Genomic DNA, 13,179 nt, shown 5'->3' on the forward strand with positions numbered 1-13,179 from the left:
GTGCGCGTGTTGCTTGATATCTCAATAGCGTGTCTGTTTGTTGATGCCAATATTTTAAGTTGGCAAACATTTTATACGGATGATTAGCAGTTATATGCTGGTTGTTTGTTGTTTGTCAGGATTTTTTCTATGTTTTCATGGAGAGTTTGATCCTGGCTCAGGACGAACGCTGGCGGCGTGCTTAACACATGCAAGTCGAACGATGACGACCGTGCTTGCACGGTCTGATTAGTGGCGAACGGGTGAGTAACACGTGAGTAACCTGCCCCTCACTTCGGGATAACCTCGGGAAATCGTGGCTAATACCGGATACGAGTCTTCACCGCATGGTGGTGACTGGAAAGTTTTTCGGTGGGGGATGGACTCGCGGCCTATCAGTTTGTTGGTGAGGTAACGGCTCACCAAGGCGATGACGGGTAGCCGGCCTGAGAGGGCGACCGGCCACACTGGGACTGAGACACGGCCCAGACTCCTACGGGAGGCAGCAGTGGGGAATATTGCACAATGGGCGAAAGCCTGATGCAGCGACGCCGCGTGAGGGATGACGGCCTTCGGGTTGTAAACCTCTTTCAGTAGGGAAGAAGCGAAAGTGACGGTACCTGCAGAAGAAGCGCCGGCTAACTACGTGCCAGCAGCCGCGGTAATACGTAGGGCGCAAGCGTTGTCCGGAATTATTGGGCGTAAAGAGCTTGTAGGTGGCTTGTCGCGTCTGCCGTGAAAACCCGAGGCTCAACCTCGGGCGTGCGGTGGGTACGGGCAGGCTAGAGTGTGGTAGGGGAGACTGGAACTCCTGGTGTAGCGGTGAAATGCGCAGATATCAGGAAGAACACCGATGGCGAAGGCAGGTCTCTGGGCCATTACTGACACTGAGAAGCGAAAGCATGGGTAGCGAACAGGATTAGATACCCTGGTAGTCCATGCCGTAAACGTTGGGCACTAGGTGTGGGGGACATTCCACGTTTTCCGCGCCGTAGCTAACGCATTAAGTGCCCCGCCTGGGGAGTACGGCCGCAAGGCTAAAACTCAAAGGAATTGACGGGGGCCCGCACAAGCGGCGGAGCATGCTGATTAATTCGATGCAACGCGAAGAACCTTACCAAGGCTTGACATGCACCGGACGACTCCAGAGATGGGGTTTTCTTCGGACTGGTGCACAGGTGGTGCATGGTTGTCGTCAGCTCGTGTCGTGAGATGTTGGGTTAAGTCCCGCAACGAGCGCAACCCTCGTTCCATGTTGCCAGCGCGTAATGGCGGGGACTCATGGGAGACTGCCGGGGTCAACTCGGAGGAAGGTGGGGACGACGTCAAATCATCATGCCCCTTATGTCTTGGGCTTCAAGCATGCTACAATGGTCGGTACAATGGGTTGCGATACTGTGAGGTGGAGCGAATCCCAAAAAGCCGGCCTCAGTTCGGATTGGGGTCTGCAACTCGACCCCATGAAGTCGGAGTCGCTAGTAATCGCAGATCAGCAACGCTGCGGTGAATACGTTCCCGGGCCTTGTACACACCGCCCGTCAAGTCACGAAAGTCGGTAACACCCGAAGCCAGTGGCCCATCCTCGTGAGGGAGCTGTCGAAGGTGGGATCGGTGATTGGGACTAAGTCGTAACAAGGTAGCCGTACCGGAAGGTGCGGCTGGATCACCTCCTTTCTAAGGAGCATCACCAATGATTGGTGGCCATCTTCCTGCCCGAGTGTGGTGGGGGTGGTTGCTCAAGGGTGGAACATCAACGGATGGGCGCTTCGCCGGCCGGCAGGGCTGCGCTAGTACGACTCTTCGGGGTCTGGAACGTGTGGTTGTTCGGGTGGTTTGAGGTGGAGACACGCTATTGGGTTGTGAGGCTGCACGCGGCCTGCTGAGGGTCCTTCGGGATGCTGGGTGGGTGTGTGGCTGGTCCTCCCTGATTCTTGCTGCCTGTGTGGGTGGTGGGGGTTGGTGTGGGGTTGTTTCTTGAGAACTACATAGTGGACGCGAGCATCTTGTAAGCAATTTTTAAGATTTTGGTCTTTGTTGTGTTGCCTAAGTTGTAAAGGGCGCACGGTGGATGCCTTGGCACAAGGAGCCGAAGAAGGACGTGGGAGTCTGCGAAAAGCCTCGGGGAGTTGACAACCGAACTGTGATCCGAGGATGTCCGAATGGGGAAACCCACCAGGGGTCATGCCCTGGTACCCGCCACTGAATGTATAGGTGGTGTGGAGGGAACGCGGGGAAGTGAAACATCTCAGTACCCGCAGGAAGAGAAAACAAATAGTGATTCCGTGAGTAGTGGCGAGCGAAAGCGGAAGAGGCTAAACCTGGTTTGTGTGATACCCGGCAGGGGTTGCAGGTCAGGGGTTGTGGGACGTGTCTGATGGGTCTGCCGGCTCATCGACGTGGACGTGCAGCGGTAGTCGAAGTCGTGATGAGTGCGACGGCGTAGAGGGTGTGACCCCCGTAGACGAAACCGATGTGCGGCGTGACGCTGTTCCCGAGTAGCACCGGGCCCGTGAAATCCGGTGTGAATCTGCCAGGACCACCTGGTAAGCCTGAATACTACCTTGTGACCGATAGCGGACAAGTACCGTGAGGGAAAGGTGAAAAGCACCCCGGGAGGGGAGTGAAATAGTACCTGAAACCGTGCGCTTACAATCCGTCGGAGCCTTGAGGGGTGACGGCGTGCCTTTTGAAGAATGAGCCTGCGAGTTAGTGGTCGGTGGCGAGGTTAACCCGTGTGGGGTAGCCGTAGCGAAAGCGAGTCTGAACGGGGCGTTCAGTCGCCGGCTCTAGACCCGAAGCGAAGTGATCTATCCATGGGCAGTGTGAAGCGCGGGTAAGACCGCGTGGAGGCGCGAACCCACTTCAGTTGAAAATGGAGGGGATGACCTGTGGATAGGGGTGAAAGGCCAATCAAACTTCGTGATAGCTGGTTCTCCCCGAAATGCATTTAGGTGCAGCGTTGCGTGTTTCGTGTCGGAGGTAGAGCACTGGATAGGCGATGGGCCCCACCGGGTTACTGACCTTAGCCAAACTCCGAATGCCGATACGTGAGAGCGCAGCAGTGAGACTGTGGGGGATAAGCTTCATAGTCGAGAGGGAAACAGCCCAGAACATCAGCTAAGGCCCCTAAGCGTGTGCTAAGTGGAAAAGGATGTGGAGTTGCTTAGACAACCAGGAGGTTGGCTTAGAAGCAGCCACCCTTGAAAGAGTGCGTAATAGCTCACTGGTCAAGTGATTCTGCGCCGACAATGTAGCGGGGCTCAAGCACACCGCCGAAGCTGTGTCATTCAGATTTTTGTCTGGATGGGTAGGGGAGCGTCGTGCAGCCAGCGAAGCCGCGGGGGAACCCAGTGGTGGAGGCTGCACGAGTGAGAATGCAGGCATGAGTAGCGAAAGACGGGTGAGAAACCCGTCCGCCGATTGATCAAGGGTTCCAGGGCCAGGTTTATCCGCCCTGGGTTAGTCGGGACCTAAGGCGAGGCCGACAGGCGTAGTCGATGGACATCGGGTTGATATTCCCGAACCGATCGTAGGAGGACCCATACCGAGGCAGTCGATGCTAACCACCCGAGTCTTCCCCATGCCCTTCGGGGCGTGGAGGTTGATGAGGCTGGGAACCAAGGTTGTAGTAGGTCAGCGCGAGGGATGACGCAGAGAGGTAGCTTCCGCGGACTTAATGGAATAGTCCGTCTAAGCGAGCAGCCCGAGCACCGGTAATGCGGTGCCGTATTGGGTGAGACGTGATGGGGATCCCGTATGGGCGTAGGTGAGTGATCCTGTACTGCCAAGAAAAGTTCCGGCGTGACGAATACGGTCGCCCGTACCCTAAACCGACTCAGGTGATCAGGTAGAGAATACCAAGGCGTTCGAGAGAATCGTGGTTAAGGAACTCGGCAAAATGCCCCCGTAACTTCGGGAGAAGGGGGGCCCGAACCGTGAGAGCGGTGAGGGCCGCAGAGACCAGGGAGAAGCGACTGTTTACTAAAAACACAGGTCCGTGCGAAGTCGTAAGACGCTGTATACGGACTGACGCCTGCCCGGTGCTGGAAGGTTAAGAGGACCGGTTAGATCTTCGGATCGAAGCTGAGAATTTAAGCCCCAGTAAACGGCGGTGGTAACTATAACCATCCTAAGGTAGCGAAATTCCTTGTCGGGTAAGTTCCGACCTGCACGAATGGCGTAACGACTTCTCCACTGTCTCAACCGCGAACTCGGCGAAATTGCATTACGAGTAAAGATGCTCGTTACGCGCAGCAGGACGGAAAGACCCCGGGACCTTTACTATAGTTTGATATTGGTGTTCGGGACGGCTTGTGTAGGATAGGTGGGAGACTGGGAAGCATTCACGCCAGTGAGTGTGGAGTCATTGTTGAAATACCACTCTGGTCGTTCTGGATTCCTAACCTCGGTCCGTGATCCGGATCAGGGACAGTGTCTGATGGGTAGTTTAACTGGGGCGGTTGCCTCCCAAAAAGTAACGGAGGCGCTCAAAGGTTCCCTCAGCCTGGTTGGTAATCAGGTGTTGAGTGTAAGTGCACAAGGGAGCTTGACTGCGAGACAGACATGTCGGGCAGGTGCGAAAGCAGGAACTAGTGATCCGGCACCTCATTGTGGAATGGGTGTCGCTCAACGGATAAAAGGTACCCCGGGGATAACAGGCTGATCTTGCCCAAGAGCTCATATCGACGGCATGGTTTGGCACCTCGATGTCGGCTCGTCGCATCCTGGGGCTGGAGTTGGTCCCAAGGGTTAGGCTGTTCGCCTATTAAAGCGGTACGCGAGCTGGGTTTAGAACGTCGTGAGACAGTTCGGTCCCTATCCGCTGCGCGCGTTGGATATTTGAGAAGACCTGTCCCTAGTACGAGAGGACCGGGATGGACTGACCTCTGGTGTGCCAGTTGTTCTGCCAAGGGCATGGCTGGTTGGCTACGTTGGGAAGGGATAACCGCTGAAAGCATCTAAGCGGGAAGCCTGCTTCAAGATGAGATATCCATGCACTTTGTGTGAGAGGCCCCCAGTAGACCACTGGGTTGATAGGCCAGATGTGGAAGCGCAGCAATGCGTGGAGCTGACTGGTACTAATGGCCGATGACTTATTCAACACTTCTTTTGCTGTGAGTGTTCGCGTCCACTGTGTGGTTCTGGGGAAGCAATCCCTGCCACTGTCGCCCTGTGTGGGTGGTGGTGTGTGGGCTGGTTGTGTCTCATAGTGTTACGGCGGTCATAGCGTCGAGGAAACGCCCGGTTCCATTCCGAACCCGGAAGCTAAGCTCGATTGCGCCGATGGTACTGCACTCGGGAGGGTGTGGGAGAGTAGGTCGCCGCCGGACATCTTTGTGGGAGTGGGAGTGAGCTGGAGACCCTTTCGGGGTTTCGCTCCTCCCACTCCCTTTTTTTATGCCCGAACGCGGATCTCTTCGCGTGGTCGGGTTTCGGCGTCTTGGGGCGGAGCCGGCTGATTCGAATTGCTCCACCGCGCGATGTGTCCTCGGTGACCTCGGCACCTCCGCACTCGGCGGGAGCCGACGCGACGGTAGACTGATACGTCGTAGCCGGGTCGCATCCAACATGCGTCCGAGCCGTTCCGTCCCGCGGTCACGGCAGCGCTCCCGAGCAGGGAGCGGGCCCGTCCGCACACATCCACCCAGGAGCGTCATGCCGTCCACGCTGCCGGTCATCCCCGACATCGATGACCAGCTCGCCTCGGCCATCCTCGAGCAGCTCGAGGCGATCGAGGAGCGCCTGCGCGACTCCGTGGCCACCTCCGACGACATGGTGCGGTGGACTGCACGCCACCTGATGGATGCCGGCGGCAAGCGGGTGCGCCCGATGCTGGTCCTTCTCGCCGCCTCGTTCGGCGACATCAGCCGGGAAGAGGTCCTCGACTCGGCGGTCCTCGTCGAGCTGACCCACCTGGCGAGTCTTTATCACGACGATGTCATGGACTCCGCTGCCACCCGTCGCGGGGCCGAGAGCGCCCATGCGCTGTGGGGCAACAACGTCGCGATCCTGACCGGTGACTTCCTCTTCGCCCGTGCGAGCGGCTTGAGCGCGCGCATCGGCCCCGAGGCAGTGCGCCTGCACTCCGAGACCTTCGAGCGGCTGTGCCTCGGCCAGCTGCACGAGACCGTCGGCCCCCGGGCGGAGGACGATCCGTTCGCGCACTACATCTCGGTGCTCGCCGACAAGACTGCTTCCCTGCTCGCCCTCGCGGGTCGACTGGGCTGTCTCCTGTCCGGTGCGCCTGCCGGCACGGACGAGGTCATGGCCCGGTACGGGGAGAAGGTCGGGGTCGCCTTCCAGCTCGCGGATGATGTTCTGGACCTCACCAGCGACAGCGCCACAAGCGGCAAGACGCCCGGGATCGACCTGCGCGAGGGCGTGCCCACCATGCCGACCCTCCTGGTGCGTCGCCGCGCTGCGGAGACCGGTGATCCGGCCGCCCAGGTTATCGTCGACCGGCTGGGCGCTGATCTCTCGAGCGACGAGGAACTCGCGGAGCTCGTCGAGCTGCTGCGGCAGGACCCTGCCCTGGAGGAGACTCGTCGCCTCGCGGCGCGGACGGCGGACGAGGCGGTGGGGATCCTGCTCGAGCTCCCCGCCGGTCCCGCTCGCGACGCTCTCGTCGAGTTCACCCGCAGCCTCGTCGACCGCAGTCGCTGACCCGCCGCAGGGGAGCGCATGACGGCTCTCGCGGACTCCTCCCCCGAAGCTCTGGGCGCGAGCTTGTGAATCGACGGTGACCTGCCCCGGCCCGTCGACGTGACTTGCCCCGCGTGGCGTCGACAGGTGTTCACGAGTACCCTGTGGACGTCGTGTGGCACGCAGAGTCGGCCTCCGGGACGTCTCGCAGGGGAGCAGTGGGGGTCACTGCTGGTCCACGACAGCATGTCGTTCATGTCTCTGGGGGTACCACTATGTCCGTCGCCGCGGGACCGCAGCGCAGACGTCGCCGCACCACTGTCGTCACCACTGCAGTGCTGGCGGTCGCCGCGCTCGTCCTGACGGGCTTCGCGATCAACTACCAGGGACTGACCTCCTCCGAGGTCGAAGTCTCCAACGGCGGCGTCTGGGTGATGAGCGAGCAGGACGCCCGCATGGGCCGGCTCAACGTGGACGCCGGCGAGCTGGATGCCCGCCTCAACCAGAGCGGCGACGATCTGGATCTGCTGCAGTCGGGGAACATCGTCTTCGAGACCGGCGCTCGCGGTCTCACGCCCATCAACACCGCCTCCGTGCAGCGCGGCGGTCTCGTCGAGCTCCCGCTCGGCAGCACCGTGGCGCTCGGGGACGACCGCGTGGCGATCACCGCGGCCGACGGGCGTGTCTGGATCCTCTCGCCCGAGGAGGCTGCTGCTTTCTCTCCCTCCGGCGCCGAGCCCGCGTACACCGCTGAGGGCTCCGTCCCGCTCGTCACCGTGAGCACGGAGGGCACCGTCTTCGTGCTCGACGGGACCACGCTGCTGCGCTTCGAGCGCACCACCGACACCCGCGACGCCAAGGCGGCGAAGCCGATCGAGGTGGGCAACCTCTCCGGCTCGCAGGAGATGCTCGAGCTGACCGCCGTCGGGGAGCAGCCGGTGATCCTCGACCGGGAGAACCGACTCCTCCGCGTCGGCACGAAGGTCGCGCGCTACAGCCTCGCCGACTACGGCGTCACCAACTACGAGCCCGAGGCGATCAGGCTGCAGCAGCCGAGTGCGGCCTCGGACCACTTCGTGCTCGCGACCGAGGACTCCCTCTTCACGATCCCCTTCGACGGCGGCGAGGCCCAGGTCGAGCCCGCCGGCGGCACCGGCACCCCCGTCCAGCCCGCCCAGGCGCGGGGCTGTGCCTACGCGGCGTGGAACGGGTCGAACCGTTACGTCCGGGCCTGCGAGGGTCACGAGGCGGCGGCGGACACCATCCCCGACGTCGACAGCGAGGCGGACCTCTCCCTCCGGGTCAACAACGAGCTGGTGATCCTCAACGACCAGCGCTTCGGCCTGTCCTGGGAGATCATGGATGCGATGGCGATCGTGGACAACTGGGAGATCACCCAGGAGATCCAGACCTCCTCCTCCGAGCAGAAGGAGAAGGAGACCCTCAGCACCACCATCACGAACATCGCCGCCGAGCGGGACGAGGAGAACCGCGCCCCCACGGCGAACAATGACGAGTTCGGGGTGCGGCCCGGCAAGAACGTGGTCCTCCCGGTGGCCCGCAACGACACCGACCCGGACGGCGACATCCTCACCGCCCGGGTGGAGGGCGCACAGCCGGGCATCGGGACCGTGACCCCGATCCGCGGGGGGACGCAGCTGCAGATCGCGGTCAACGAGGACGCGACGGGCTCAGCGAGCTTCACCTATCTGGTGGACGACGGCCGCGGCGGGACCGACACTGCGACGGTCACCCTCGACGTCCGCGAGGACACCGAGAACAGTGCACCGCAGCCCGTCACGGAAGGCATCACCAAGGTCCAGGTGCGATCCGGCCAGGACGTCAGCGTCAACATCCTCCCTTACTGGGAGGATCCCGACGGGGACGCCTTCTACCTCACCAACGCGACGACCAAACCCGAGGACGTCGTCACCTTCCAGCCCGATGGGCTCATCACCTTCAACGATGCGGGCCTGGCGACCGGTACCAAGCAGGTCCAGCTCACCTTCCGCGACGAGAAGGGGATGGTCGGCGAGGCGCACATCGACGTCGAGGCGGTCACCGACACCGATCTCGCCCCGATCACCACGGGCGACCACATGAGCGTCGTCGCCGGTCGCACCACGACCATCAAGCCGCTCGTCAACGACCTCAACCCCAACGGCGGCGAGCTCGAGCTGACCAACGTCTCGGAGACCGACGGGCTCGAGGTCGACGCCGCCCTCGAGGCGGGCACGGTGAACGTCACCAGCTCGGCCCCGGGCACCTACTACCTCGAGTACACGGTCGCCGGCGCCGGATCGAGCACCGCCTCGCTCGGCATCATCCGCGTGGACGTGGTCGAACCGTCCAGCGAGGACCTCGCTCCCGTCGCCGTGGACGACACGGGAACCGTGACCACGGGCGCGGACACGCTCGTCGACCCGCTCGAGAATGACGTCGACCCCACGGGCGGAGTGCTCGTGATCAACTCGATCTCGGTGCCGGAGGACAGCGGGCTCAAGGCCACGATCATCGGCCACCACCTGGTGAAGGTCGAGGCCGAGCCCGGTGCCGTCGTCGCCGAGGAGCCGCAGCCGATCACCTACGAGGTCGCGAACTCCGCGGGCAGCACGACCGGCACGCTCCGTGTCATGGTCGCCAAGACCGACACCCAGTTCGCGAACCCGATCGCCGTCGCGGACCGGTCCGTGGTCCGCGCCGGGGACATGGTGAACATCGACGTGCTCGCCAATGACGTCTCCCCGACGTCCTCGGAGCTGCATCTGGGCCGGCTGCTGAACGTCGAGTCCGCCAATGCGAAGGGCAATGTCGAACCGCACCAGGACCGCGTCCGCTACAGCGCCGACGCCGACGCCTCCGGCGAGGTCGTGCTGACCTACCAGGTGGTCGACGAGACCGGCCGCAACGGATCCGCCCGCACCACGATCGACATCATCCCCGCGGATGCCCCGAACACGCCGCCGCGGCCGGAGAACCTCACCGCGCGCACGGTCGCCGGCACCCCCGTGCGGATCCCGATCGCCACCACCGGTATTGACCCCGACGGTGACTCGGTCCTGCTCACCGGCATCACCAGCCCGATGCCGCAGCTGGGCGAGATCACCGAGGCCAACGGCGAGTGGATCGAGTACACCCCGGATGCCGACGCCTCCGGCACGGACCGCTTCCAGTACCAGGTGATGGATCGCTTCGGCGCGATCGGCACCGCGGAGGTGCTCGTCGGCGTCGCCCAGCCGAATGAGCTGAACCAGCCGCCGTACGCCGTGGACGACACCGTGGAGGTGCGTCCCGAGCGCGAGGTGCAGATCCCCGTGCTCGACAACGACACCGACCCCGAGGGGGCACCGCTGTCGGTGGTCCGCGAGGATGTCGAGGCGATGTCGGGCATCGAGCTGATCCCCGCCAAGGAGGAGCGCAACGAGGGCGCCGTCAGCGTCGTCACCCCGGCCGAGCCCGGCACCCACACCGTGCTGTACAGCGCGAGCGACGGGCAGCTGAGCAGCTCGGCGACGATCACCGTGAAGGTCGATCCCAACGCCCCGCTGCGCGCCCCCGTCGCTCGCGATGACTTCGTCGAGGCGGCCGATGTGCTCGACCCCGAGACGGAGTTCGTCGATGTCGACGTGCTCGCGAACGACTCCGACCCCGACGGGGCCGCGGGCGACCTCGAGGTCCGTCTGGAGGGGGCGGGGGAGTCCGCGACCCTCCGCGAGGACGGGATCGTCCGGATCACCCCGACCGAGGAGCAGCAGCGGCTGCGCTACGTCATCACCGACGTCGACGGTCTCGAGTCGGCCGGCTACATCTGGGTTCCCGGCACGGCGAAGCAGGCGCCCGTGTGGGTGGGGAAGCCCGTCGAGGTGCAGGCCGGTGCGACGGCCCCGATCGACCTGGGCGATCCCGCGAACGTCCGCGTCCGTCCCGGCGGGCAGCCCGCGACTATCACCGACCCCTCCCTCGTGGTCGCGGAGCACGGTGACGGCTCGCAGCTGGTCACGGGAGACCGCACCCTCGAGTACCGTTCGGCCGAGGGCTACTCGGGCAACGACACGATCACCGTCGAGGTGACCGACGGCGAGCTGGGCGATCCGACGGCCGCGACGGCGACCCTGGCCATCCCGGTCCGCGTGATCGCCGAGGAGACCAACCTCCCGCCGACCTTCCAGGGGACGCTCCTCGAGGTCGAGATCGGCGGTCCGGCCTCCACGGTCGACGTCGCCCCGGGAGCCTCCGATCCGGAGGGGGATGAGCTCACCTACGCCCTCGGGGAGCCGGAGGGCTCGACGGCGGAGGTGACCGTGTCGATGGAGGGGTCCGTCGTCACCGCGAAGGCCACGTCGAAGGCGCCCAAGGGCACCACCGTCGACGTCCCCGTCACTGTCACCGACGGCACCAACGATCCGGTGTCCGCGACGGTGCAGGTCGTCGTCGGCGGATCGAAGCAGCCGTTGCTCGCCGCGGTCGATGACACGGTGGACATCGACGCGGGTCGCACGGACACGATCGACGTGCTCCGCAACGACTCCAACCCGTTCCCCGGCGGGGAGCGCACCGTCACCGAGGCGACCCGGGTCAACGGCACCGGCGAGGTGGTGCTCGACGGGAACCAGGTGACGATCACGCCCGACGCGGATTTCCACGGGGTGCTCACCGCCCAGTACAAGGTGCTCGACGACACCGAGGACCCCGATCGGATGGCGACCGGCACGATCACGGTGAACGTGCGCGGCCGGCCCGAGCCCCCCTCGGCGCCGCGCATCGGCGACGTCAGCGACCAGCAGGTCGAGCTGAACTTCACCGCAGGCGCCGACAACAGCGCCCCGATCACCGGCTACCGGGTCACCTCGGCGAGCGGACCGTCCGTCTCCCAGGACTGCGCCTCGACCTCCTGCACCATCACCGGACTGCAGAACGACGTCGAGTACTCCTTCCAGGTCATCGCGATCAACGAGGTGGGGGAGTCCGACACCTCCGCGGCGTCCGCGGTCGCCCGCCCGGACGTCCGGCCCGAGAAGCCCGCCCCGCCCCGCGCGACCCGCGGGGACATGGAGCTCGGCGTGGCCTGGACCGCTCCCGAGAACCGCGGCTCCGCCATCCAGCGCTACGAGCTGCAGATGCAGAACACCGCGACCGGCGACCTGCAGACCCGTGAGGTCGAGGCGGGGTCGACCCAGATCACATGGGGCGAGCTCACCAACGGCACCGACTACCGGTTCCGGGTCCGTGCGCACAACCTGGCCGACGAGCCCTCGGACTGGTCCGACTGGTCGCGTGCGGAGCACCCGGCAGGTCGTCCCGCCGCGCCCTCCGGCACACCGACCGCCGAGCGGATCAACGACCCCAAGGGCGGCGGCATCACCGTCACCTGGCCCGAGATGACCACGGCCGAGGCGAACGGCGAGCCGATCACCCAGTACGTCGTCACCGCGTCGTCCGGCTCCTCGCAGACCGTCGACGCGAGCTCCACGAAGGCGACCTTCTACGGGCTGGACGCGAACTCCGACCACTCCTTCACGTACCTCGGTGTGAATTCGGTGGGCAACGGCGTCGGCTCCTCGAAGTCCTCCAATGCCGTCACCCCGTGGGCGGTGCCGACGGCTCCCACCAGCGTGAGCGCTTCGCTGCCGGACCCGAACTCAGGCAGCGGCCCGGACGGCCGGGTCGACGTCTCCTGGGAGGGGGCGACCGGCAACGGCACGGACATCAAGGAGTACGTCATCTCCTGGAACGGTGGCTCGAAGACCGTCGACGCCTCGACGACGTCCACGCGCATCTCGGGCCTGAAGAACGGGACCGCCTACTCCTTCAAGGTCCAGGCGAAGAACCGCTTCCAAGGCGGCGAGAGCGAGCTCTCCAGCGGATCCAACTCGGTGACCCCCTACACGACTCCCGCGGGTCCCACCGTCGGCGGCAGCGCAGGAAAGTGCACCGGCGCGAACGACTGCACGATCAAGCTGACGGCCTCGGCCGACGGAGGGGATGGCGGCGGAGGTGGCAAGACTCTTCAGGTCCGAATCGACGGCGGATCCTGGCAGGACTCCGGGACCAGCTACTCGAAGACCTTCACGGTCGCCTCCGGCTCCTCGAAGACGATCGAGGCGCGCGTCGTCAACGGCAAGGGCCTCACGAGCGGCACGAAGAAGCACACGCAGAAGGCGCAGACCTGGGTGCCGCCGGATCCGAAGAGCTCGGTCGTCTGGGGCGCGTTCAAGACGAAGTCCCCGGCGTGCACCTCGCAGTACTGCCGTCAGGTGAACATCAAGGTCTCGGATCTGGATCCGAACAAGACGTACAACATGACCCTCTACACGAACCCCAGCGGTGGCGGCTCCGGCGCGGACTGGGGCTACAACATCACGGTCAAGCCCAACGCCGATGGCACCTGGAGCACCTACGACGACGGCGGGTACGACTTCCTGTACGGCTACCCCGACAAGAGCTTCACCGTGTACCTCGACGGGAAGGCCGTCGGCACACATCCCTACCAGGGTTGATGATCTTCCGTCGACGCGTCCTCGACCTCCTCCGACCTCTCTCCCCACGAAAGCTGAGCAC

At 63.9% G+C, this 13,179-nt stretch carries 2 protein-coding genes and 3 rRNA genes; all 5 read left to right on the forward strand.

Annotated features, from left to right (window positions below; genetic code table 11):
• The first annotated feature begins 134 nt into the window (after positions 1-134).
• The 5 genes from V1258_RS00005 (at position 135) to V1258_RS00025 (ending at position 13,118) form a co-directional block, all read left to right on the forward strand.
• Positions 135-1,653 (forward strand): 16S ribosomal RNA (locus tag V1258_RS00005).
• A gap of 367 nt (positions 1,654-2,020) precedes the next feature.
• A 23S ribosomal RNA gene (locus V1258_RS00010) occupies positions 2,021-5,080 on the forward strand.
• A 112-nt stretch (positions 5,081-5,192) separates the two neighbouring features.
• A 5S ribosomal RNA gene (gene rrf / locus V1258_RS00015) occupies positions 5,193-5,309 on the forward strand.
• Together the 16S, 23S and 5S rRNA genes form the textbook arrangement of a ribosomal RNA operon.
• Before the next feature lie 325 nt (positions 5,310-5,634).
• Positions 5,635-6,642, forward strand: coding sequence for a polyprenyl synthetase family protein (locus V1258_RS00020; protein WP_329747776.1), 1,008 nt, complete (start codon positions 5,635-5,637; stop codon positions 6,640-6,642).
• Positions 6,643-6,896: 254 nt separating this feature from the next.
• Positions 6,897-13,118 carry an Ig-like domain-containing protein gene (locus V1258_RS00025; RefSeq protein WP_329747777.1) on the forward strand — a complete coding sequence of 2,074 codons (6,222 nt, stop codon included), beginning with the start codon at positions 6,897-6,899 and terminating at the stop codon, positions 13,116-13,118.
• The last annotated feature ends 61 nt before the right edge of the window (positions 13,119-13,179 follow it).

Source organism: Brachybacterium sp. J153, assembly GCF_036311905.1.
Classification (GTDB): Bacteria; Actinomycetota; Actinomycetes; order Actinomycetales; family Dermabacteraceae; genus Brachybacterium.

Bases quoted from the DNA above. Each gene is read 5' to 3' on its own strand.
- V1258_RS00020 (WP_329747776.1), top strand. From the start codon at position 5,635: ATGCCGTCCACGCTGCCGGTCATCCCCGACATCGATGACCAGCTCGCC.
- V1258_RS00025 (WP_329747777.1), top strand. From the start codon at position 6,897: ATGTCCGTCGCCGCGGGACCGCAGCGCAGACGTCGCCGCACCACTGTC.